Origin of the sequence: Pseudohongiella sp. O18 (assembly GCF_021729085.1) — a bacterium.
GTDB lineage: Bacteria > Pseudomonadota > Gammaproteobacteria > Pseudomonadales > Pseudohongiellaceae > Pseudohongiella.
This window is the reverse complement of the sequence record NZ_JAJSAR010000001.1, coordinates 345,773-369,899: the sequence shown is the minus strand read 5'-3', so window position 1 is coordinate 369,899 and position 24,127 is coordinate 345,773. Positions and strand designations below refer to the sequence as shown.

The 24,127-nt window shown below is 56.0% G+C and carries 19 protein-coding genes; 12 read left to right on the top strand and 7 right to left on the bottom strand.

Annotation, left to right across the window (positions count from 1 at the left end):
* The first annotated feature begins 23 nt into the window (after window positions 1-23).
* A complete protein-coding gene (locus tag LVD14_RS01615) occupies window positions 24-557 on the top strand; it encodes a GNAT family N-acetyltransferase (protein ID WP_237132278.1) in 534 nt (177 codons plus the stop codon).
* Window positions 554-1,765, top strand: a complete 1,212-nt coding sequence (gene fabV, locus LVD14_RS01610) for an enoyl-ACP reductase FabV (RefSeq protein WP_237132277.1) — start codon at window positions 554-556, stop codon at window positions 1,763-1,765. The genes LVD14_RS01615 and fabV overlap by 4 nt, the downstream gene beginning before the upstream one ends.
* 72 nt (window positions 1,766-1,837) lie before the next feature.
* Here the strand turns inward: fabV and LVD14_RS01605 are convergent, their stop codons facing one another.
* From LVD14_RS01605 to LVD14_RS01595, 3 genes are all read right to left on the bottom strand, one after another.
* Window positions 1,838-3,487 carry a methyl-accepting chemotaxis protein gene (locus LVD14_RS01605; protein ID WP_237132276.1) on the bottom strand — a complete coding sequence of 550 codons (1,650 nt, stop codon included), beginning with the start codon at window positions 3,485-3,487 and terminating at the stop codon, window positions 1,838-1,840.
* 133 nt (window positions 3,488-3,620) lie between these two features.
* Window positions 3,621-4,886: a cytochrome P450 gene (locus tag LVD14_RS01600; RefSeq protein ID WP_237132275.1), complete on the bottom strand. Its 1,266-nt coding sequence runs from the start codon at window positions 4,884-4,886 to the stop codon at window positions 3,621-3,623.
* A 21-nt stretch (window positions 4,887-4,907) separates the two neighbouring features.
* Window positions 4,908-5,228: a 2Fe-2S iron-sulfur cluster-binding protein gene (locus tag LVD14_RS01595; RefSeq protein ID WP_237132274.1), complete on the bottom strand. Its 321-nt coding sequence runs from the start codon at window positions 5,226-5,228 to the stop codon at window positions 4,908-4,910.
* A gap of 125 nt (window positions 5,229-5,353) precedes the next feature.
* Here LVD14_RS01595 and LVD14_RS01590 point away from each other — a divergent pair, with 125 nt between their 5' ends.
* Window positions 5,354-6,550: a pectinacetylesterase family protein gene (locus LVD14_RS01590; protein WP_237132273.1), complete on the top strand. Its 1,197-nt coding sequence runs from the start codon at window positions 5,354-5,356 to the stop codon at window positions 6,548-6,550.
* Between the two features lie 75 nt (window positions 6,551-6,625).
* Here LVD14_RS01590 and LVD14_RS01585 read toward each other — a convergent pair whose 3' ends face one another.
* Window positions 6,626-7,552 carry an NAD-dependent protein deacetylase gene (locus LVD14_RS01585; protein ID WP_317622669.1) on the bottom strand — a complete coding sequence of 309 codons (927 nt, stop codon included), beginning with the start codon at window positions 7,550-7,552 and terminating at the stop codon, window positions 6,626-6,628.
* A 193-nt stretch (window positions 7,553-7,745) separates the two neighbouring features.
* On the opposite strand from LVD14_RS01585, the gene LVD14_RS01580 reads away from it, so the two are divergent.
* The 5 genes from LVD14_RS01580 (at window position 7,746) to ggt (ending at window position 15,425) form a co-directional block, all read left to right on the top strand.
* On the top strand, window positions 7,746-8,948 hold the full coding sequence (locus tag LVD14_RS01580) for a serine hydrolase domain-containing protein (RefSeq protein WP_237132272.1): 1,203 nt from the start codon (window positions 7,746-7,748) through the stop codon (window positions 8,946-8,948).
* Between the two features lie 5 nt (window positions 8,949-8,953).
* Window positions 8,954-10,363: a Na+/H+ antiporter NhaC gene (gene nhaC / locus LVD14_RS01575; RefSeq protein WP_237132271.1), complete on the top strand. Its 1,410-nt coding sequence runs from the start codon at window positions 8,954-8,956 to the stop codon at window positions 10,361-10,363.
* 416 nt (window positions 10,364-10,779) lie between these two features.
* Window positions 10,780-12,774: a DUF885 domain-containing protein gene (locus LVD14_RS01570; RefSeq protein ID WP_237132270.1), complete on the top strand. Its 1,995-nt coding sequence runs from the start codon at window positions 10,780-10,782 to the stop codon at window positions 12,772-12,774.
* Between the two features lie 32 nt (window positions 12,775-12,806).
* On the top strand, window positions 12,807-13,673 hold the full coding sequence (locus LVD14_RS01565) for a D-amino acid aminotransferase (RefSeq protein WP_237132269.1): 867 nt from the start codon (window positions 12,807-12,809) through the stop codon (window positions 13,671-13,673).
* A gap of 48 nt (window positions 13,674-13,721) precedes the next feature.
* Window positions 13,722-15,425: a gamma-glutamyltransferase gene (gene ggt / locus LVD14_RS01560; RefSeq protein ID WP_237132268.1), complete on the top strand. Its 1,704-nt coding sequence runs from the start codon at window positions 13,722-13,724 to the stop codon at window positions 15,423-15,425.
* On the opposite strand, the gene rlmE is transcribed toward ggt, so the two are convergent.
* Window positions 15,422-16,045 (bottom strand): 23S rRNA (uridine(2552)-2'-O)-methyltransferase RlmE, encoded by a 624-nt coding sequence (rlmE, locus tag LVD14_RS01555; RefSeq protein ID WP_237132267.1) that lies wholly within the window; start codon window positions 16,043-16,045, stop codon window positions 15,422-15,424. The genes ggt and rlmE overlap by 4 nt on opposite strands.
* A gap of 89 nt (window positions 16,046-16,134) precedes the next feature.
* On the opposite strand from rlmE, the gene LVD14_RS01550 reads away from it, so the two are divergent.
* Together LVD14_RS01550 and LVD14_RS01545 are read left to right on the top strand one after the other, a co-directional pair.
* Window positions 16,135-17,754: an NAD(P)/FAD-dependent oxidoreductase gene (locus LVD14_RS01550; protein ID WP_237132266.1), complete on the top strand. Its 1,620-nt coding sequence runs from the start codon at window positions 16,135-16,137 to the stop codon at window positions 17,752-17,754.
* A gap of 15 nt (window positions 17,755-17,769) precedes the next feature.
* A complete protein-coding gene (locus LVD14_RS01545; protein WP_237133388.1) occupies window positions 17,770-18,501 on the top strand; it encodes a TrmH family RNA methyltransferase in 732 nt (243 codons plus the stop codon).
* Here the strand turns inward: LVD14_RS01545 and LVD14_RS01540 are convergent.
* Both LVD14_RS01540 and LVD14_RS01535 read right to left on the bottom strand, forming a co-directional pair.
* On the bottom strand, window positions 18,491-20,074 hold the full coding sequence (locus tag LVD14_RS01540) for a diguanylate cyclase (RefSeq protein ID WP_237132265.1): 1,584 nt from the start codon (window positions 20,072-20,074) through the stop codon (window positions 18,491-18,493). The two genes, LVD14_RS01545 and LVD14_RS01540, sit on opposite strands and share 11 nt — an antisense overlap.
* A 59-nt stretch (window positions 20,075-20,133) precedes the next feature.
* The gene (locus tag LVD14_RS01535; protein WP_237132264.1) at window positions 20,134-21,891 is read right to left on the bottom strand and encodes an ABC transporter transmembrane domain-containing protein; all 1,758 of its coding nucleotides are present in this window, start codon (window positions 21,889-21,891) and stop codon (window positions 20,134-20,136) included.
* Window positions 21,892-22,018: 127 nt separating this feature from the next.
* On the opposite strand from LVD14_RS01535, the gene LVD14_RS01530 reads away from it, so the two are divergent.
* Together LVD14_RS01530 and LVD14_RS01525 are read left to right on the top strand one after the other, a co-directional pair.
* Window positions 22,019-22,633, top strand: coding sequence for a YbhB/YbcL family Raf kinase inhibitor-like protein (locus LVD14_RS01530; protein ID WP_237132263.1), 615 nt, complete (start codon window positions 22,019-22,021; stop codon window positions 22,631-22,633).
* Between the two features lie 105 nt (window positions 22,634-22,738).
* Window positions 22,739-24,127, top strand: a complete 1,389-nt coding sequence (locus tag LVD14_RS01525) for an MFS transporter (RefSeq protein WP_237132262.1) — start codon at window positions 22,739-22,741, stop codon at window positions 24,125-24,127.

Sequence of the window (24,127 nt, the reverse complement as noted above, 5' to 3'; positions counted from 1 at the left end):
TACGGTCACACAGGATTGCACTGATGGCTGACATACTGATTCGTCCCGCCGTGGCCGCTGATACGCCGGCCATTTACCACTTTATTCGTGAGCTAGCCATCTACGAGAAGGCCGAGCACGAAGTCGTGACTACCCCAGAAGAGCTGAAAGCCAGCATTTTTGCCCCGGACTCGTCGGTGCGTGCTCTGCTCTGTTATCTGGACGACCAGGTAGTGGGATTTGCTGTGTACTTTTTTAACTACTCCACCTGGCAGGGCCGTAATGGCCTGTATCTTGAGGATCTTTACGTCTCGCCGCAATTCCGTGGCGTGGGGGCGGGCAAGGCTTTGTTACAATATCTGGCCCGCGAGGCGGTAGCGCTGGGTTGTGGTCGATTCGAGTGGAGTGTGCTGGACTGGAACGAACCCGCCATCAAATTTTATGAGTCAATTGGAGCACGCCCGCAAAGCGAATGGATTCGTTATCGACTGGACGGAGACGCACTGATGTCATTTGCGGCAGGAACGGAAGCGAACCCAGGCACTGTGCCGGGTTCTGATATTGAGGACAAGTCATGATTATAAAACCAAAATACCGCGGCTTTATCTGCACTACGACCCACCCGACGGGCTGTTATAAAAACGTACAGGACCAGATCGCGACCACACAGAAGGAAGTTTCTGGGGCCCAAAGTGACGCTGGACGTCCGCGCAAAGTGCTGGTGATCGGTGCTTCCAGCGGCTATGGTCTGGCTGCGCGTATTACCGCGGCCTTCGGCTATCAGGCAGCGACACTGGGTGTTTTCTTTGAAAAGCCTGGCACGGAGACCAAACCCGGTACCGCCGGCTGGTATAACACCTGGGCGTTCGAGGAAGAAGCGCATAAAGCCGGCCTGTATGCCAAATCCATCAACGGGGATGCCTTCTCGCACGAGGTGCGTGAGCAGGCCATAGATGTGATCAAACAGGATCTGGAGCAGGTCGATCTAGTCATCTACTCGCTGGCCTCGCCGGTGCGTCGCCTGCCTGATACCGGCGAAGTGAAACGTTCGGTGCTCAAGCCTATTGGTCAGGTATACAAATCAACCGCGATTGATACCAACAAAGACCAGATAATCCACGCCGAAGTCGAGCCAGCCAGTGACGAGGAGATCGCCGATACCATCGCCGTAATGGGCGGTCAGGACTGGGAGCTGTGGATGCAGGCACTGGACAAGGCTGGCGTGTTGGCAAAAGGCGCCCGCACAGTTGCCTTCAGCTATATCGGTACCGAAATGACCTGGCCGATTTACTGGCATGGTGCTCTTGGCAAGGCCAAGGAAGATCTGGATCGTGCGGCCCACGCCCTGGATAAATCTCTGTCCGAGAAATACGACGGGGGTGCCAATGTGGCGGTGCTCAAGTCTGTGGTGACACAGGCTTCGGCAGCCATCCCGGTAATGCCGCTGTATATCGCGCTGGTTTACAAGGTGATGAAAGAGAAGGGCCTGCACGAAGGTACCATCGAGCAACTGAACCGCTTGTTCACCGAGCAACTCTATCGCACGGATGGCAATGCGCTGGACGTCGATGAGGCTGGCCGTCTGCGCATGGACGACAAGGAACTCCGTGACGATGTGCAGGGTGAGTGCAAGCAGCTTTGGGAAAAAGTGAACAACGACAATCTGTTCCAACTGACCGACTACGCCGGTTACAAACACGAGTTTCTCAAGCTGTTTGGTTTTGAGCGCAGCGACGTGGACTACGAAGCCGACGTGGCGACAGAGGTCAATCTCAAGACAGTCTAGCTTTTATGTGCTTTGCACTGACTTGAACTGTGAAGTCTTGCACCCCGGCCTGAGCTGGCCGGGGTGTTCACTTTAAAGCCGGAATCGCGCTACCTGTGTACCCAGGCCGGTTGCCAGCTGATGCAAAGATTGCGCGACGTCAGCCGCACCTGCTACCGCGACACTGTTCTGCTCGGACATCCCTGCAATGCGCTCCACATGACGCGATACATCCAGCGTGGCTGAGTCCTGCTCCTGCAGCGCGCCGGAAATCTGATCTACAACCTGCAAAACTTCATCGGCACTGCGACGGATCTGCACGATGGCATCGCCAGCTTCCTGGGCCTGTTCAACGCCGGAGTTGACCAGCTTGACGCCATCGTTCATTTGTTTGACAGCGTCACGTGTACCAGACTGGATCAGCTGAATCATGTCAGCGATTTCATGAGTTGATTTGCTGGTACGTTGTGCCAGCAGTCGAACCTCGTCTGCGACCACAGCGAAGCCGCGTCCCTGCTCACCGGCACGGGCTGCTTCAATGGCGGCATTCAGGGCCAGCAGGTTAGTCTGCTCGGCGATCTCCTGAATGACTCGAATAATGCCGGAAATCTGCTCGGAGTGTTTGCCCAGTACTGTAATGCGTTCAGCGGTCTGCTGGACTGTGCTGGCAATCTGTCCCATGCCATGAAGCGTTCGCTGGATGACCGCACCGCCCTCTTCTGACTTTTGCCCGGAAACCGAGGACAGGCGCCGCGCCTCAGAGGCGTTCTCGGCGACATGACTGATACTTACTGTTAGCTGCTCTACCGTGGCCGCCATGGTGGTGGCTGCTTCAGCCTGATCCCGCGTTGACACAGAGAGTTGGGTTGAAGATGACGAGACCTGCTCGGCGGCCAGCAACAGCTTCTCGGCATTGGCGTGTATGTCAGTAATCATACTGCACAGTCTGTTCTGCATGTGGCCTACTGCATGCGCCAGCTGGGCGATTTCGTCGTGACCGCTCTGATCAGCCTGAACGTCCAGGTGCCCATCGGCGATTTCGCGGGTGACAGCAACCAGCCGTGACAGGCGGTTGATGATGGATCGGCTCAGGCCACTGGCTACCAGAGCCGCGAGAATGATGGCGAATACACTGGACCCGAGCAGGATGTAGATGGCCTGTGACTGGCTCTGAGCCATCTCATTACGGCGTTCAGACAGAAGCGCCTGCTCGTCTAAGGTCATGCCTTCCAGCAACTCACGCATGCGGTCCATTTTGACCTTGTCGCGCGCTTCAGCGATACGGTCGGTCATGCGTTGCGGGTTGAAAAAGCCATGTTCGATGCGGCGGCGCATGTCGATAATGGGGTCAATATCGTTGGCAAACCAGTCTTCAAAGACTGTGCTGATTTCGTCGAGTCGCTGCTGCTGGGCCGTCACACCGGCGGTTGCCTGCTGCAGACGCTGCATGGCTTCACGAAAATCGCTGCTGCCCTGGTCCAGTCGCTCCAGAAAGGTCTCATTACCCGTCAGCGCAAAGCCGCGCATCCCCGACTCAATGGTGACAATACTGGCCAGCAGGGTCGATTTGTCGTCGAGAATTTCGTAGCTCTGAACATTGAGAGAGATATTGTCGTCGATTCTGGTCAGACTGCTCCAGCTGCCAACGGCCAGCGCGACGATGACAATCAAAATGAGAGCAAAACCAGCAAACAACTTGGTGGTCAAAGAGGCGCGCGATAGGGTGAGCCTGCTTCCAGCCATATCTTAAACTCCTGAGACATTCCGGACTAATTGTCCAGAGACAACAACCTCAGCCTAGCTTAATGGACTGGTGTGGCAGTTTGATGAATCAGCGCGCGCCAGGCTACTTGAAAGCCTGGCGCGGCTGCCTGTGTTACAAAGGGTGTAAACGAACTGGCAACTCAGTGTAACCCTTGACGAAGCTGGAGTAGATGCGGGTCGGCTCACCAGTCACTTCGACCGTATGGAAGCGCTTCAGGATCTCCTCCCAGAGAATGCGCAGTTGCATTTCTGCCAGGCGGTTGCCCATGCAGCGATGGATGCCAAAGCCAAATGAGAGATGCTGTCGCGCACGCGGACGATCAATGATAAAGGAGTCGGGATTTTCTATCGCGTCGCCATCCCGATTGCCCGAGGCGTACCACAACAACACCTTATCGCCCTGGCGTATCTTTTGGCCATTGAGCTCGGTGTGGCATTTGGCAGTGCGGCGCATATAGGCCAGCGGCGTCTGCCAGCGAATGATTTCTGACACCATCGAGGGAATCAATGCGGGATTCTCACGCAGCTTCTGATACTGGTCGGGGTTTTCATTCAGGGCCAGCACGCCACCGGTAATCGAGTTGCGGGTGGTGTCATTGCCGCCCACAATCAACAGTATCAGGTTGCCCAGAAACTCGCGCGGCGGCATGTTGCGGGTGGACTCACCATGGGCAAGCATTGAGATCAGGTCATTGCCTGGCGGCTTGGCGGCGCGCTCGCGCCATAGCTCACTAAAGCGTGCCAGGCACTCCTGCAGGATCTGCAGGCTTTCTTCATAACTGTCGACAACGCCAGCACCGGGAATGGCAGTGGCAACGTCCGACCAGTAGGGCAGCTTGTGGCGCTCCTCGAATGGAAAATCGAACAGCGTTGCCAGCATCTGTGTGGTCAATTCACGCGACACCAGATCAACCCAATTGAAGGTTTCCCCAACAGGCAGGCTGTCCAGAATGGCCCCGACACGCTGGCGGATAAGGCCTTCAAGATTCTTGAGATTGGCCGGTGCCACAACGCCCTGTACCGTCTTGCGCTGCTCGTCATGTTTGGGCGGGTCCATGGCAATGAACATCGGCAGGCTGTATTCGGGCAGCACGTCAACGATGCCAATGGTTGGCTCAGAGCTGTAAATATGCGGAGCAGCCTCGACGGTCATGATGTCCTGATATTTCATCACTGACCAGTAAGGGCCAACCGCCGAGTTCGGACAATAGTGGACGGGCGCATCACGACGCATGCGGGCCATGAAGGGTAAAAACTCGTTGGCCTGCCAGATCCCTGGATGCGCCAGATCGATCTCGTCCAGGGGAATGCTCCATGGGTCACGCCCTACCAGGCTGCGGTTTTGACGCTCTGTGTTCGGGCGGGTCGCGGTAGTCATAAGAAGGCTCCAGGCAATGACTCAGAACTGAAATTCGGGCAGGCGCACAACCAGGCCGTCAAGCTCCTGATTGACATCGATCTGACAGGACAGGCGAGAATTGGCCGCCCTGTCAGGGTTCAGGTCCAGCATGGGCTCTTCGAACTCACCGGGCGGGCCGACTTTGTCCAACCAGGCTTCATCGACAAACACATGACAGGTGCCGCAGGAACATGCGCCACCGCAATCAGCGTCGATGCCGGGTACCAGATTGTCGATGGCGGCACTCATGACGGTGTCGCCCGGAGCTGCGTCGACGTAGTGTTCCTTGCCGTTGTGTTCGATGTACGTGATCTTTGCCATGCTACTTCCTGAACTCCTGTCGTTTACTTGTCTGATGACTGTGATACAGTTCGGAGACTGATCCTAAGTGAAAACTGAACGCATTACAACTTTTCGATATTAGACAACAAAAACAGGTACATACGATGATTGATTTGATGCGTAACTCAATGCGAAAAGCATTGGCATTGGCGTTTCTGGGTGGGTTGATACTGACTGGAGTGGTGGCCTGCGGCAGTGACACCACTACCGACACCGCCACGGAAACAATGACCGGAAACTCAATGGATCATGGCGAACACGAGATGGCGCAGGCCAATTTCGAAGGCCTTAGCGAAGGCTGGAATGCCATTGCACCAGCTGGTAATACCGTCTGCTCCGATGGGTCCGCGTATCAGTTTTTTGTCAAACAGGGAGATCCGGCCCGCGTGATGTTCTACCTCGAGGGCGGTGGTGCCTGCTGGGAAGGTGGCAACTGCGACCCGGATATCCAGCCCAGTTATCAAGTGAACCTGGTGAACACCGATCCGTCGCGTGCACACGGGATTCTGGCACTCGATCAGGTAAGCAATCCGTTGGCTGACTATACAATGGTCTATGCTCCGTACTGTTCGGGTGACGTCCATCTTGGTGATACCGAACAGCATTACGAGATGCCGGCTTTTGACCAGCATGCGGCGCACGCACTGCATATTCGTCACCGTGGCATGGTCAATGCCAACGCGGCTTTGGACTGGTTATACGAACATGTTCAGGGCCCCGCACAGGTGTTTGTCACGGGCTCCAGTGCCGGCTCCATTCCGTCACCTTTTTATGCCGTGAAAATAGCTGAACAGTACCCCCAGGCTGACATTGTGCAGCTGGGTGATGCCTCAGGCGGCTACCGTGGGTTTGCCAACTTCAGCCCATATGATGTCTGGGCAGTGGATCGGGTGGTCAGTGACCTGGACTATATCGCCAGCATTCCCGCTGATGAGTTCAGCTTCCATCACCTGTATCTTGGAGCACAGCAGGAGAATCCGAATATCCGCTTTGCCTCATATGACAATGCCGAAGACAACGTCCAGAAGCAATTCCTGGCGCTGGGCGGAACACCAACGGAATCTCTGCAGCCTCTGCTGATGCAGAATCTGCAGGAGATCAGTGCGGCTATTCCTGACTTTAGATTTTATGTGGCAGGTGGCCCCATGCACACCATCCTGTTGCGACCGGATGTCTACACCTACGAAGTGGATGGTACCCGCTTTGTCGACTGGCTGGCCGGACTGCTGCAGGGTGCGCCTATACCGAACGTGATGTGTGAAGAGTGCAGTGAGCCGCCAGCAGGCCAGGTGTCCGAATAGCAGATGTGTCTGATTGCGTCTGATGCGGCCGCCAGTTGCTGCCAGTTACCGGGCAGGCTGGCGGCCGCATCAGACTCAGTCCGTCAGCTCAGCAGATGCACGCTGCAATGTCATGCTGATATCGGCATCAAGTTTCAGCGTGGCCAGCTCGTCGGCGCGTGTGCGACCGCGGGTCAGGATAGCCAAAGGCTTGTTTGTCAAACTGGCATGCCTGGCGAATCGGAAACCGGAATACACCATCAGGGATGAGCCGATCACCAGCAGGGCCCGGCTCTCATCGATGGCCTTAAAGCACTCGTCAACTCTGGGGCGCGGCACATTATCACCAAAAAATACTACGTCGGGCTTCATGATACCTTCACATTGCTGACAGTCCGGTACATTGAAACCGGAGAAATCCATTTCCAGATCGGCGTCGCCATCCGGGGCAACATCTGCCTGCAGGTTTCCGAAGTGCGGGTTGAGTGAGGCGCATACCTGATGCCAGTCATGACGGTTATGCCGCTCGCCACATGACATGCATATCACCTCATCAGCCCGGCCATGCAGATCGATGGTCCGCGCGCTGCCCGCCTTCTGATGCAGGCGGTCTACATTCTGGGTGATTACCTGGTGCACCATGCTCTGCTGCTCCAGCGTCTGAATGAACAGGTGTGCGCCATTGGGTGCGGCGTTCTGCATGACCGGCCAGCCGACCAGGCTGCGTGCCCAGTAGCGGCGCCGAACGTCCAGGCTTTGCATGAACTCCTGGTGCTGAACCGGTTGTTTGCGTTTCCAGTTGCCGTGTTCGTCACGGTAATCCGGGATGCCAGAGGCGGTACTGATGCCGGCCCCTGTCAGGATGGTGACCGGTGAATTGTCTCTGAGAAATTGTGCCAGCAGCGCTCCCTCATGTGCCATTTCTGGCGCGGAGAGTCCTACCGGATCAATGGTGGAACGCTGCTGGCGCTTGTGTTGAGGTCGTCTATTCAATGTGGATACGGCTTCTGGCATTGGGTTCATTACGGTTTCCTGACAATCAATGAGCAACGGGACCGGACCAATAGCAGATTTGTCACGTGCGACTGCCAAATGATCAACGGACGCGATTGTATGCCAACGATAGTGACGTCAGGATTACAGACGCTGGCATGGTTCGCATTACTGGGATAATCTGCAGAATTCGACGATCACCCCGCATGCTGGAGACCTGCCAATGAGAACTATAAACGTCCCGCGCCTCGCCCTTGGCCTGTCATTGTGTATCAGTTGCCTGAGTCTTGCCACCACCGCTCTTGCACAGCAGCCTCGCTTTGTTGACCCCGCTGATGACGATGCCAATCTGCCGACTGGCGGCAGTATCCTGTTCTGGCAGGGTGATGAGCAGATTGCTGGCTTTAGAAATACTCATCGGCTTAGCCCGGTTCGCCATATCTACAAAGGCGACGAGGTACTGGAGCTGCCTCGTGATCCGCGCGATTTCTCCATGCTTCGCTATCAGGTGGAGGGTAGCGAGTACTCACTTGAGGATTACATGGTGATGAACCATGTGGGTGGTGTGTTGATATTAAAGGATGGCGAAATAGCATTGGAGCGCTACGGACTTGGCAATGATGAGGAGACTCGCTGGGTGTCGTTCTCGATGACCAAGTCGGTGGTGTCATTGCTGACCGGGGCCGCCATACAGGATGGTTATATCAACAGTGTTGATGATCCGGTCACCGATTATCTGCCTCAGTTGCAGGGCACATCGTATGAGGGTGTGACAGTCAAGCATGTGCTGCAGATGGCGTCGGGTACCGACTGGAACGAAGACTATGCCGACCCGCAGTCGGATGTAGCGACCTCGCCTGGGGACATGCTGGAACTGATGAAGTTCATGGGCAGCAAACCGCGTATTGCGCCGCCAGGTGAGCGCTTCAACTACAACACGGGTGAGACCAATCTGGCGGGTGCCATCGTACGCGCCGCCATTGGCAATAACCTTTCCGCTTATCTCACCAACAAAATCTGGCAACCCTGGGGTATGGAGGCAGACGCGACCTGGATCAGTCATGGCCCTTATGGTGGCGAGCTAGGCGGTTGCTGTATTGCCCCGGTCCTGCGCGACTGGGGTCGGTTGGCACTGTTAGTCCTGAATGATGGCCAGCTTCATGATGGGACCCGAGTGGTACCTGCGAACTGGATAGAGGATTCCACAAGTCCTTCGCCCGGCAGCGACAACTACGGCTATCTTTGGTGGCTGAATGGCGACGATACGTTCCGTGCCAGCGGCATTTTCGGTCAGGCGATCTATCTTAACCCTGAACAGGATCTCGCCATCGTGATACAGGGAGCCTGGCCCCAGGCCACCGGCGCCATGTTTGCCCGTCATCGTGACGCCTTCTTCCGGGCAGTTGATGACATGCTGGCAGACTGAGCCAAATGCCGACGCCAGACTCTCAGGAACGCTCGCCGTTACATAGCCCTGGCTTTGGGCAGAGCCTGGTATGCTTTGGCGGCATACTGATAATCATCGCTGTTGGTCTGTTTGCCTTTTCGATCAGCCTGCATAGTCTGATGTTCCTGTGTCTGATGTGGACAGCCGTTCATGTGCGCCTACTGGGTTATGACTATCAGGCCATTCGCGAGATGATGAATGCAGGCATTGTGCGTGCATTGCCCGCCCTTTATATCTTCATGCTGATTGGTTTTCTGATTGCTGCGCTGATGCACAGTGGCACGGTTGCTGCGTTGATCTTTCATGGTCTCAATCTATTGCAGCCCTCCTGGTTTCTGGCGGCTGGCCTGGTGTTGTGCAGTCTGATGTCAGTTGCAACCGGGACCTCGTGGGGGACGGCAGGCACGCTGGGCGTGGTGTTGATCGGTATTGGCTCGGCTTTGTCCATTCCCCTGCCTCTGGTAGCCGGCATGGTGGTTTGTGGAGCGACCTTTGGCGACAAGATGTCGCCAGTTTCCGATACCACCAATCTGGCGGCGATGAGTGCCGAGACAACGCTGTTTCGCCATATAGGTGCCATGTTGTACACCACGGTACCGGCCTTTGTAATCAGTTTTCTGGTGTTTCTGTGGCTGGGAATGCGTTATGCCGGTGAGGACCTGCCACAGGCCAGCATTGTCGAAATTCAGCAGGGACTGTCGTCCCAGTATTCGCTTGGCCTGATACCAACGCTGCTGCCCCTGATAGTCATGCTGGGTCTCAGCCTGCGACGCTACGCCGCCGAAGTATGCATGTGTGCAAGTATCGTCACCGCCGTCGCAGTGGCGATGATTTATCAAGGTGGCGATCCTGCGACTGTCCTCAACAGTCTGTGGAGCAATTCACCGGGGCAGACCGGTATTATCATGCTTGATGAGTTGCTGGGCCGCGGCGGGCTGTTGAGCATGAGCTGGACACTGCTGCTATCCATTATGGCGCTGGCGCTGGGGGGGCTGCTGTTTCAATCAGGAATCCTGCCGGAGCTGCTTAAAGGTGTCATCGCCCGTCTGCGCAGCAGGCTTGCACTGATCGCCGGAACTCTGGTGTCCGGGGTCGCCTCGAATATGGCCATGGGTGAAGCCTATATCAGCATCATTCTGAACTGCCAGTTGTTCCGCAAGGCATACGAAGCCCTGGGGCTGGATCGTGTGATGGTGTCGCGCACAGTCGAAGAGGGGGCGACAATGAGCACCGGTCTCATTCCCTGGACGACGGCGGGCGCTTTTTATGCGGCGACGCTGGGAGTGCCGGTGCTGGACTACCTGCCTTATGCGTTTCTTAATTATCTCAACCCGATCGTTTCGTTAATTATGGCAGGCCTGGGCATCGGTTTGCTGAAAGCGAAAATTAGCTGAATTAAAGGTTGACAGCTTTTGGCATCGGGTTTTACTCTGAGTCCATGTTCAACTGAGAAAGAAGAGGAGGTGATCCAATGTCTAGTGATATGGCTACGGTTTCAATGGATGTTGGTGGTATTAAATTGGCAGGAAGTAACGTCCTGCTGGGTTGATAACACTCCACTCTTGACTCAGTGGACAACGGATCATCAGCCATCCGATAATATGTGGTAAGCGGATGACACGTAGTTTGCGAATCAAGAGTTGGTTCCATTGGAACCAGGCGTCACGGAAAGGGAGCTTCGGCTCCCTTTTTTGATCGGGTTGAGGCTGTTTTTTGATGTGCCAGTGACCCTCCCAATGTTGATGCCTTGCAGTTTATGCTCCACCCGCCTGTGTCTTTTGCTCCCAACTTTCCGCCTGGAGCGTCCATCATGATGCAACTAATCAAACATCTGTTTTCACGATTTACTTTCACTTCCTTTGCCCGATTGCCGTCGTCACGCGCGAGTCTGTCACTGACAGGTATACGCAAGCCTCTGGCGCAGTTTTTTCTACTGGCTGGCCTGGCAATGGTGTTGGTCGCCTGCGGACCCTCAGAACCAGAATCGAATGCACCGGCTGTCGAAATCAGCGAACAGGTGGCCGACGCCGCCAGTGATATGCGCACGGGTGCAACAGGTAGTCCCGCAAGCCAGGAGTTTGAGACTTTTCTGGAGGATGTCTTCCAGCAGGAGCTGGAAGCCTCACCGCTGTTCAAAACGCAGATCGGCATGATCGACGATGACCTTGAAGCCTACGGACAGTGGGACGATTTTTCAGATCAGGGTGCCATTGATGCGCACCAGCGCACACAGCGCTACCTGGCTGAGATGCGTGAGAATTTCTCGCTTGAAGCGCTGACGCCACAGGAGCAGTTGACCTACCGGTTTATGGAGTTTGAATGGCAGATGGACGATCGGCAGTTTCAGGTGCGAGACAGTCAGTATGCGTTTTCTCCAATGCAGGATGTGCTGTCGAGTCTGGTCACGTTTCTGATCAATAACCACCGTGTCAGCAGTGAAGCGCATGCCGATGCCTACGTGTCGCGGCTGCAGGGCCTGGATACTGTCATCAACAGCGTGATTGAAGAAGCGGAGCGGCGTGCCGCAGAGGGCGTCCTGCTGCCATCCTTTGCTTATCCAAGGCTGCTGAGTTCTGCGCAGGCAATGGTAACTGGTGCAGAGTTTGGCAACGCTGAGGAGCCTAGTGCACTGCTGGCAGACTTCAATGCAAAAGTAGATGCGCTGGATGTAACTGAAGAGCGTGCGGAAGAGCTCAAGACAGCCGCCAGTAGCGCCATGACTGAGGTATTTGCACCCGCTGTGGAGCGTTATATGGCATCGCTGCGTGACATGGAGTCGCAGTCCGATGGTCGCGACGGCGTATGGAAGCTGCCCAATGGCGAAGCATTTTATGCCAGCCAGCTGAACCTGTTTACCACGCGTGATGACTTGAGTGCCCAGCAGATTCACGATATTGGTCTGGCTGAAGTCGCACGTATCCAGGACCAAATGCGCACGATCATGACAGAGGTCGGATTTGACGGCACGCTGGCGGAATTCTTTGAATACCTGCGTACTGATCCGCAGTTCTATCTGCCCAATACGCCGGAGGGGCGACAGCAGTATCTGGATGATTCAACCGCAATGATCGAACAGGTCATGGAAGTGGCGCCGCAGTACTTTGACACGCTGCCAGAAGCAGCGCTTGAAGTGCGCGCAGTTGAGCCTTTCCGTGAAGCAACAGCGACGGGTGCATTTTATAATCAGCCGGCGCTGGATGGCTCGCGACCAGGTTACTATTACGTCAACCTGTCCAATATGAATGACAACCCGACCTACCTTATGGAATCGCTGGCCTACCATGAAGGCGCCCCAGGTCACCACTTCCAGCTGGCATTGGCGCAGGAGCTGGAGGAGCTGCCCATGCTGCAGCGTCTGACGTTTTACTCTGCCTATGTTGAAGGTTGGGGGCTGTATGCCGAGCAGCTTGGCAAGGACATGGGATTCTTCACGGATCCCTACAAGGATTTCGGGCGCCTGAGCTACGAGATTTTCCGTGCTGCGCGACTGGTCGTAGATACCGGCATTCATCATCTGCGCTGGACCCGCCAGGAAGCGATTGATTACATGATGGCCAATACTCCGATGACCGAAGGTGATATCACGCCCGAAGTGGAGCGTTACATCGTATGGCCAGGCCAGGCGGTGTCCTACAAGATCGGTATGATGACCATTCTGGAGCTTCGCGAATTGGCCCGGCAGGAGCTGGGAGACGATTTTAGCTGGGGTGGCTTCCATGACGCCGTGCTGACAGCGGGCTCACTGCCATTGCCCTTGCTGGCTGAACGTGTCGAAGCCTGGATCGAATCAGAACAACAGCCGTAATAGTCGGCAGCAATTAATCAGGGAGTTGGACCATGAGCAGTCAGGAGCGCATCGTATTTCTGAACGGCGAATATCTGCCGCAGTCGCAGGCCAGAGTTTCTGTGTTTGACCGCGGTTTTCTGTTCGGTGACGGAGTCTACGAGGTGATCCCGGTCATTCGTGGCAAACTGGTCGACGAAGACTACTCGGTAGAGCGGCTGAACCGCAGCCTCAATGAAATTGACATGGCCTGGCCCTGCGAGCCAGAGGCCTATCTTGAGATGCTGCGGACACTGATCGCGCATAATGAGCTGGTTGAAGGCAGTGTTTATGTTCAGGTCACCCGCGGCGTGGCCGAGCGTGATTTTGCCTACCCGGCCGACACGCCAACCTCCCTGATGGCTTACACGGCCAGGCGCGCGCTACTGGATAATCCGCTGGCGGCCAAAGGCGTCAAGGTCGTGACAGTGCCAGACTTGCGCTGGAAGCGTCGTGACATCAAATCGCTGAACCTGCTGGCGCAGTGTATGGCCAAGCAACAGGCAGCGAGTGCGGGCGCCTTTGAAGCCTGGATGGTTGAAGACGGGCGCATTACCGAAGGCGCTTCGTCGTCGGCGTTTATCGTCAAGGATGGCTGTATCATCACGCGCGCATTGTCCAACAGCATTCTGCCGGGTATCCGTCGCCGGGTTATTCTCGAGCTGATCAATCAGCACGGCATGGCGCTGGAACAGCGTCCCTTCTCTGTCGAGGAAGCTCTTCATGCGGATGAGGCTTTCCTGAGCAGCGCCACGACCCTTGTGTTGCCAGTGACTCACGTGGATGGCACTGCTATCGGCGATGGCAGACCGGGCGAAATTGCTGCACGTTTGCGCGAGCTGTATGTTGCCAGTCTGCTGGCGGAAGCGGACGGAAAATAGTATAACCTTGTCAGGTTAGGGGGCTAACCTTCAACTGACGAGGTTGTTATGCAAAAGAGTCTTTTAGCCCGCGCATTTGTCATTGCGCTGGTTGTCCTATTGCCGGTCACATTGTTCGCCGAAGGAGGTCGTACCCCGCTTCGCGTCGAGAATGGCATCGTGACCAGCGCGTCTCGCCTGGCGTCAGAAGTAGGCGTTGATATTCTTCAGCAGGGCGGCAATGCCGTTGATGCTGCCGTTGCGACGGCATTCGCACTGGCCGTTACCTGGCCGACAGCGGGCAATATTGGTGGTGGTGGCTTTATGGTCTACCACGGAGCTGATGGGCACGCAACGACCTTCGATTTCCGCGAGAAAGCACCGCTGGCCTCTACTGAGCGAATGTACGTGGGCGCCGACGGACAAAGTACCAACATGCAGCACCGCGGCTTCCTGTCGGTTGGTGTGCCGGGCACCGTTGCTGGACTTGTGCTGGCACATGAGAAGCAGGGTAATCTGCCATGGGCGGCGCTGGTAGAGCCGGCGATACGGCTGGCGCGAGATGGCATTCCCGTCACATACGCTTTGTACGATGGTTTTAACCGCAATCAGGCCAATTGGGACCTGTACCCTTCCTCTGCCGCCGTCTTCCGCAAGGCAGATGGCTCACATTATCAGCTGGGTGACACCTGGGTGCAGCCAGATCTGGCGCGCACGCTGGAGCGCATCCGTGATGAGGGACACGATGGCTTCTATCGCGGTGAGAACGCCCGCATGCTGGCCAGCTTCATGCAGGCCAATGGTGGTCTGATTACTGAGGAAGATCTGGCGCGTTATGAGGCTATTGAGCGCGAACCGGTGCGCGGCAGCTATCGTGGTTATGATGTGATTAGTATGCCGCCACCCAGCTCCGGTGGTGTTGGTATCATCCAGATGCTGAATATTCTTGAGGGCTTCGACCTTGCCGAGATGGGGCATAACTCGGCGCAGTATCTGCATGTGCTGACCGAAGCCATGCGTCGCTCCTACGCCAGTCGTGCCGAATTTCTCGGTGATCCGGACTTCAATCCTGATATGCCGGTAGACCGTCTCATCAGTAAAGACTACGCTGACAGCCTGCGTGCCAGCATTGATATGGATCGTGCCTCAATCAGCGATGAGAGTCGCTTCTCCCAGGTTTATGTGAGCGAAGACACGACCCACTTTTCTGTTGTGGACGCCGAAGGCAATATGGTCTCGCTGACCTACACGCTGGAGCAGAGCTACGGCTCACGAATTGTGGCTGAGGGTGGTGGTTATCTGCTCAACAATGAAATGGGCGACTTCAATCCAGTGCCAGGTGTCACCACCAGAGACGGGCAGATCGGTACGCCGCCCAATCTGCTGGCGCCTGAAAAGCGCATGCTGTCCAGCATGTCTCCTACCATCGTCGCACAAGGCGGGCGTCCCGTGCTGGCCATCGGCAGCCCGGGTGGCCGCACGATCATCAATACGACGCTGCAGGTGATCCTGAACATGATCGATCACGACATGAACGTGGCGCAGGCTGTTGAAGCTGGCCGCATTCATCACCAGTGGCTGCCCGATGTCACCAGCATGGAAGAGCTGATGTTCTCACCGGATACCATCCGCCTCTACGAAGCCAAAGGCCACACTGTCCGCGTGCGAGGCAGCCAGGGTTCTGCAATGGGTGTCTATCACGACTGGGAGACAGGCATTGTGCACGGTTCAGCAGATTCGCGTCAGGGTGACAGCGCTGCAGTGGGCTATTAAGCGCCGTTAAAGCCTTTAGCCACCAGATACACCTCCCGTGAACGAGCGCGGGAGGCATCTGGCTTGCGGATTACAACTTTGTTGAAACTGCTGCGTACATCCTTGACGTAGTCGTCGTAACCTTCGCCGTGAAATACCTTGGCGACAAAATCACCCCCAGGTTTCAGCACTTCACGGGCCATATCCAGTGCCAGTTCCACCAGGTACATCGAAGCTGCCTGATCAGCCGCATTCACACCACTGATGTTTGGTGCCATATCCGACATCACCAGATCGGCCTGCTGCCCGCCCAGGCTGGCCATGATCTGATCGAACACTTCCTGTTCAGTGAAGTCACCCTGAATAAAATCAACATCAGCGATGGAGTCCATGGGCAGGATATCGGAGGCTATCACGCGGCCTTTGGGTTCGACCATTGGTGCGACCACCTGTGACCAGCCGCCTGGCGCTGAGCCAAGGTCCAGCACCAGCATGCCAGGCTTGATAAGCCTGTCTTTGTCGATCAGCTCTATCAGCTTGTAGCTGGCTCGCGAGCGATAACCGTCGCGCTGGGCCTGTTTGACGTATGGGTCGTTGACATGCTCATTGAGCCAACGGCCACTGCTTTTGGATCGGGCCATAATTTACGTTCGAAGAGTGACTTTTGACGGGTCAGAGCATAGCATATCCGTCTATAAACCTCTGCCGGTGTCGCCGGCCAGGACTGATCATGATTCGCTTGACTGAACTTGCTTTGCCGCTCGACCATGCCCCCGAGGCCCTGCCAGCCGCCATCGCGCAACGACTTGGCATCCCTCAGGAGGATCTCCTCAATATCGTTGTGTTCAAGCGCAGTTACGACGCGCGCAAAAAGAACAGTGAAATTACCTTTGTCTATATTGTCGACGTTGAAGTGCGAGATGAGGCCGCTGTATTGGCTGCTGCAGTCAATCACACGCATATCAGGCCAGCACCGGACACGAACTACTATCAGGTTGCCAGCGCGCCTGCGAATTTGACCGATCGCCCCGTCATCGTTGGTTTTGGCCCCTGCGGCCTGTTTGCGGCACTGATTCTGGCGCAGATGGGCTTTCGGCCCATCGTGCTGGAGCGTGGCCGCAATGTTCGTCAGCGCACACAGGACACCTGGGCGCTTTGGCGCAAGCGACAACTGACGCCTGAGTCCAACGTCCAGTTTGGTGAGGGCGGTGCCGGTCTGTTCTCTGATGGCAAGCTGTACAGTCAGATCAAAGACCCAAAATTCTATGGTCGCAAAGTCATGCAGGAGTTTGTGCAGGCCGGCGCACCTGAGGAGATACTGTACGTCAGCAAGCCGCATATCGGCACATTCCGTTTGACCGGAGTCGTGGCAGCCATGCGTAAACAGATTGAGTCATTGGGCGGCGAGATACGCTTTGAAAGCCGGGTAGTGGACTTTCTGACAGGCGACGACGGTATGGAAGGCGTGGTCCTGGAGTCGGGCGAACAGATCATGTCCAGGCATGTTGTGCTGGCGCTTGGTCACAGCTCGAGGGACACTTTCCGTCAGTTGCACGCGCGTGGTGTATTCATGGAAGCCAAGCCGTTTGCGATAGGCTTCCGCATTGAGCACCCGCAGTCCCTGATCGACAAGGCCAGGCTGGGCAAATACGCGGGGCACCCGGCACTGGGTGCGGCGGATTACAAGCTGGTTCATCACGCAAAAAATGGACGGTCTGTTTACAGTTTCTGCATGTGTCCGGGTGGCACTGTGGTGGCCGCGACCTCAGAGACCGGTCGTGTTGTGACTAACGGCATGAGCCAGTACTCACGCAATGAGCGCAATGCCAATGCCGGTATTGTTGTTGGCATCAGTCCGGAGCAGGATTTCCCGGGTGGCCCGCTGGCAGGGCTTGCCTTACAGGAGGCTCTGGAAACTCAGGCCTATCACCTGGGTGGCGAAGACTACAGTGCGCCGGCGCAACTGGTAGGAGATTTTATTCGCAGGAAATCATCCGAAAAATTGGGTGACGTGATCCCTTCTTACAAGCCTGGCATTAGATTAGGCTCGCTGGACAGTGCCCTTCCTGAGTATGCGATTGATGCAATTCGCGAGGCCTTGCCAGTGTTTGGGCGACAGATTCGTGGTTTCGATCGGGACGACGCTGTGCTGACGGGTATTGAATCAAGAACGTCATCTCCGGTCCGGCTGACACGCGACAAGCAGAGTCTGCAGAGTCTGAACACGCGAGGCCTGTATCCGGCGGGAGAGGGTGCCGGTTATGCTGGTGGTATTCTGTCGGCTGGTGTGGATGGTATCAAGGTTGCTGAAGCAGTCGCGTTGGCGATGACACAGGGACACAAAGGCTGAGTGCTAATGGGTGAATTGACGACAGACCTGATCAGGAAGCTGCACCAGAAAAAGTACCGTCAGCAGGCGGGATATTTTCTTGCGGAGGGTGAGCATCTGGTTCAGGAGCTGGAGAAAGCTTCTGCGTTCAATGTTGCCCTGCAGGCGAGTGAATTGCTGGTAACAGAGCGTTTTGAAGGCTGGCCAGGACGTCTTCGAAAACGTGTGGTCAGCGATGCACTCATGAGCAAATTGTCAGATACGCGCTCACCGCAGGGAATCATAGCCTGTGTGCCAATAGCCGCGATTCAGTCTTGCAGTGGGGCAGCGGAAAAAGCGGAACGCTCAGTCTACTTTCATGAAATACAGGATCCCGGCAATTTGGGCACCATACTGCGCACACTGGCGTGGTTCGGTGGTTTTCGTTGTCTGCTAAGTCCGGGCAGTGTTGATCCATTCAATAGCAAGGTGGTTCGTGCCAGCATGGGGGCAATCTTCCATGTGCCTGTTGAATGTGACATTACGCCCGGGCAGCTGCAGCTGCGCCACGCGGATATCGCCTGTCTCGGCATGCAGGGCGAGTCGCTGAAGTCGGCAGCGTTCCGACACAGCCGTTGCCTGGTATTTGGAAATGAGGCACGAGGGCTGCCATCGGATTTGATTTCAATGACAGGTGCGACCGTTTATTCGATTCCGGGCAGTGGTGCCATTGACTCACTAAATCTTGCCAGTGCGGTCAATATGAGCATCTACGAACTTATGCGCTGATCTGTTTGTGGTCAGCTCCCAGGCGCTGTACATCATTGTGTCCTGCTACACTGACTGCATTTCGACCGGTCCGTTTGCTGTGGTACAGAGCGCTGTCAGCACGCGCCACCAGAGCGTCGACGGAGCCATCTTCAGGCTCACGGCAAGCGACCCCGGCGCTGATTGTGAGAGAGAATTCCTGGCCGTCGGTAGAACTGTATTTGTGATCACTGATTGTCTGCTGAATGCGCTGAGCTGCTTCCACGGCATCCTCCAGTGCGGTATCCGGCAATAGAACAGCAAGTTCTTCACCGCCGTGGCGCGATGCTAAGTCTTCTGGGCGAATGGATTGTCTTATCAGCGTAGCTGCCTGAGCCAGCACTTGATCGCCGGTTTGGTGCCCGTAGGAATCATTAAGTTTTTTAAAGTGGTCAAAGTCCAGCAGTATCAGAGAAACCGGCTGGCTTCTTCGCTCGCTCCGTGACCACTCTTCCTGCATCCGCTGGTATAAATGACGCCGGTTGGACAGCTGCGTCAGATCATCCGTGTGGGCCTGTGCCTGCAATCGGCTGTTTAGCGATTCCAGGGTATGTTGTGTTTGTTCAACCGTGTGTTGCAAGTGTTTATCCCGAGTGATGTCTCGCAACAGCACGATCTGACCTTTGGCCGGTCCGTCCAGACTCTGGACTGGGCTCATACGTATATCAAGCCATCGACCGTCTGTCAGTCGGGTCTCGCTGTGATCCGTTCCCGTTGCTAATGCACCCTTCGGCAGGGCATCTGACAGAGGTTTGCCAAACACGATAGCCTCAGCGCCGAGCAAGGATTTTGCTGCGGCATTAGCATCGGCGATAAGCCCCTGATCATCAATGGTAATGACACCATCTTCGAGTTTGTCGAGGATGTGCCGCCTGGCGATTGGCAGGACAGAGAACACTTTGTGCTTTAGCGCTGACATCAGAATCAGGCTGGCAAGGGCGAACCCCAGAGGCGTCGGATCTATGGGTAGCAGCTGCACTCCGAAAATGAAGGGCAGGTTAAGTGTGAGGACCATCAGAGGCGCTGAGATCACGTAAAAAAACTGCCGCCGGTGACCCGGCAGAAAACCAATTCGGTTGGCCAGAATCACCGTACCTATGGTGACCGCGCTGTAACTGTAGGCGACGTAAACTTTGAACCAGGGGCCGTAGGTGATATCCAGGCCTACCGAGTCGGTTCGCGGCTGAAAATCAGCCCAGAGCTGACCGTGATAGCTGTTGGTGAACGCCAACAAAATGGTGACAGCGGGTGGTATCCAGATCAGAGGGGCCCAGCGCCTGACGATCCGGTCATAGCCGGCGTAACACAGCGACGCGGAAAACCAGAGCACTGGCACTGATGCAATGGCGACATATTGCAGCTGTGCGATGAAATAGCGGTAATCCAGGTTCTGCCACAATAGACTTGCCCATTGACCTGCGCACCACCAGGCTACCATGCCACCCATGGCGGCCATGTACTGTCCGGCGGGAGGCCGCATGAACATGCTGGTTTGACGGGTCACGTACAGACAGATCACCGTGCCCAATAATGAAGGCAATATCCACCAGGTCATAGGTGCTCAGGTTTACAGGTTTATTGATGGGTGCAGTCTTACAGACCCGCAGGCCTACGTCAATTTGTTGAGAATTGTAAATTGGCAAGGCGAGCGTACAGCGCGTTAGTTGCCATCAGTTCATCGTGACTGCCAAGTGCCACTAGTTGTCCTTTATCCATGACCGCAATGCGGTCGACATTCCTGACCGTCGCCAGACGGTGAGCGATGATGATGGTGGTGCGCCCGGGCATCAACTTCTCAATAGCCATTTGGACGTTTGACTCGCTTTCGGCATCCAATGCACTAGTAGCCTCGTCCAGCAAGAGGATGCGGGGGTTTTTCAGGATGGCGCGGGCGATGGCCAGGCGCTGCTTTTGACCGCCGGACAGCCGAATACCCGCCTCTCCCAGATAGCTGTGCCAGGTGTCTGGCAGCCGTTCGATAAACTCGCTGGCATAGGCCGCCTCGGCTGCCGCGTGAACCTCGGCATCACTGGCATCAGGACGTCCATAACGGATGTTTTCCATCACAGTGCCGGTAAACATCGCCGGTTGCTGGCTTACCAGAGCGATATGCTGGCGAAGATCAAGTGGGTCAACATGACGGATATTGATGCCGTCGAGCAGAATTTCACCACTGTCAGGGTCGTAAAAGCGCAAAACCAGGTCGAGGAGTGTCGATTTGCCGGCGCCGGAGGGTCCGACCAGTGCAAGGCTGGAGCCCGCCGGGACGCTCAGATCCAACCCGTCGATAGCTGGCTGTCCAGGCCGTGTCGTGTAAGTAAATTTCAGTCTGTTGATGGCCAGCTGGCCGGCGATCTCTGCGGGCAGCGGTACCACCGGGTCTGGCGTGGTAATCAGCGACTCGGCGTTCAGCAGCTCCATCAGTCGCTCGGTTGCGCCCGCAGCTCTCTGCAGGTCGCCAATTACCTGGCTGATCGCGCCCACGGCAGAGGCCACCATGACTGCGTAAACAACAAAGGCGGTCAGTTCACCTGCTGTCATGCGTCCGCTGATCACGTCCCGGCCACCAACCCAGATCATCGCCGCCAGCGCCGCAAACACCAGGGTCATGACCAGAGCAATCATGATGGAGCGGGCTTTAACCTGTGCCAGTGCGACATCAAATGCCCGTTCGACGTATTCAGCAAAGTGACGTCTGTCAGTGGCCTGGTGGTTGTAGGCCTGAACGGTTTTTATCTGCTGAATGCTTTCACCAACGTATGCCCCAACGCTGGCGATCTCGTCCTGCGTGTGACGTGATAGCTTTCTGACGCGTCGACCGAACAGGACAATAGGACCGATTACCAGAGGTATGCACAACAACACTACTGAAGTCAGACGTGGGTTCGTAATGAACAGAAAGATGACACCACCGATCAGCAGCAAAAGATTGCGCAAGGCGATGGAGGCAGAGGAACCTATGACGGTCTGCAGCAAAGTGGTATCTGTCGTAATCCGCGACTGTATTTCGCCACTGCGGTTATCCTCAAAATAACCCGGATGCAAAGACAGCAGGTGACCGAACACTGCCTGGCGAATATCTGCCGTCACCCGCTCACCCAGCCAGGACACCCAGTAAAAGCGAGCAAAGGTGCCGAATGCCTGCAGCAGGGCGACCACAACAAACCCGGTTATTGCCGTGCCCAGTGATTGACTGGAGCCTGCGACAAAACCTGCATCAACGATGATGCGAACATACTGCACCAGGCCCAGTGTAATGGCTGCCGTGAAGATGAGTGCCAGCAGAGCGAGCAGAATCTGGCGTGAGTATGGGCGTACAAACCGAAGAGCTTGTAGTAGGGGAGATTGATTACGATCAGGCGGGTTTGTCATGGCAGAAGTCTGTCATGCAATGTTCGGCGCGGCAAGCTCCCCTTTGGTCGCAACTCGGCTGAACCAAGTTGAGTCGCTGGCAGCGCTGCACTATGCTGATTGCGTCACTCATTAAGGAGACCCGATCATGTTAAAACACACTTTGCTTCAATGGCGCGCACCAGCGATATTGGCATCCGCTCTTTTTGCCCTGACACTCAGTCATGTGTCTGCCGCGCAGGACCATCAGATGTCAGCGATGGCCGAGATGGAAGACACGATCACTGTGGGCAGCAGTGCATTCGATCACCATGGCACCATACCGCTGGCCTATACCGCCTATGGCGACAATCTGGTGCCACAGATTACCTGGGCTGATCTCCCGGAAGGTACTGAGCAGCTGGCCCTGGTAATGGACGATCCGATTGCACCGACGCCCCAGCCATTTGTCCACTGGGTTGCCTATAACATTCCCGCTGCGGCTGGTGAAATTCCTGAAGGGCTGCCGCGTGACGCGCAGGTTACTACGGTTCCCGCCCTGGCCGGTATGATCAACGGTATCAACGGCATACGCCAGACTGGATACTTTGGCCCGCGTCCGCCGGTGGACGGCAAGCTGCACGCCTATCACTTCCGTATCTATGCGCTGGATACCGCTCTGAATCTGCCCGAGGGCCTCAACAAGGCTGACTTGCTTGCGGCGATAGAAGGTCATATTCTGGGCACCGGTATGCTGATGGGACACTATCAGCGCGAAGAATAATGCTGAACGTAGAATGATGCTTGAAGTGGTGGCTGTCAGTGCGGTCATCACTGGCCTTCCTGCTCGCTGCAACAGCCCATAACAATAACAGTAAATGAGGTAAGCATGAACGAGCACGATACCAAAGCCAGTATGCGCAAAGTCGCTCTGACCTCGCTGGCGGGTACATCCATCGAATGGTATGACTTCTTTTTGTACGCGTCCGCAGCGGCCATTGTTTTTCCAGTACTGTTTTTCCCCTCTGATATGCCACCCACGGTGGCACTGATTGCCTCCTTCAGCACCTTTGCCATAGGCTTTATTGCCAGGCCACTCGGCGGAATCATTTTTGGTCACTTTGGCGACCGCATCGGTCGTAAGCGGGTTCTGGTGATTGCGCTGATGATGATGGGCGTGGCGACGACACTGATTGGCCTGCTGCCGAGCTACGAAACGGCTGGCGCGCTGGCGCCATTGACGTTGATCATCCTGCGCTTTGTACAGGGCCTGGCCATCGGCGGTCAGTGGGGAGGTGCCATGTTGCTCGTTACCGAGTCAGCACCGGCAAATAAACGTGGCTGGTATGGAGCCTATGCCCAGGCTGGTGCGCCGATCGGGGTCATTCTGGCGAATCTGGCTTTCCTGAGTATCAGCTATTCTGTGTCTGAAGAGGCCTTCATGAGCTGGGGCTGGCGGGTGCCGTTCCTGGCCAGCATTGTCTTGATAGGCATCTCCATGTATGTCCAGCTGCATCTTGAGGATACACCGGCGTTCAAAGAGCTGGCTCGACTGAAGCAGCAACGGGCAAGCCAGAAGTCCAGCCTGACCAGCGGTGAGCCGCTGCAGTCACCCGAGGAAGCACTGGCGGAGGTGATTGCCGACAGTCCGCCCGGGCCCGTTCGTTCGCCCGTGCTAGAGGCCCTGCGACTTTACCCTGGGCGCATCTGTCTGGCGGCGGGTGCCTTCCTGTCTATCCAGGTCACTTTTTATATTCTTATTGCGTTTGTTGTGGCCTATGGCAGCAGTCCTGATGGCGTGGGGCTGTCGCGCAACACCCTGCTGGCGGCGGTACTGATTGGCTCAGCCATTCAGGTGCCATTCCAGTTCTGGGCGGCCGGTTATTCTGATCGTCATGGCCGGCGTCGAATATTCATGCTCGGTGCACTGTTGACCGGGTTGTGGGGCTTTGCGCTGTTCCCTCTCATAGATACCGGTAACTTTGCCATGATTCTGCTGGCTATCACTGGCGGCCTTGTCTTCATGGGGATGCAGTATGGACCGCAGGCAGCGTTTTTTACCGAACTGTTCTCAACGCATGTGCGTTACTCGGGAGCGTCGCTGGGTTACCAGATTGGTGCCATCGTCGGCGGCGCGTTGGCACCCACGATTGCAGTCCTGCTATGGACAGAGTATGGCGTGTTTTTTGTCTCTGTCTACATTGCTTTGGCTGGTGCGTTGACGCTGGGATCGGTGTGGCTGCTGACGGAAACCCACGGCACCGATATTCACAGCTAA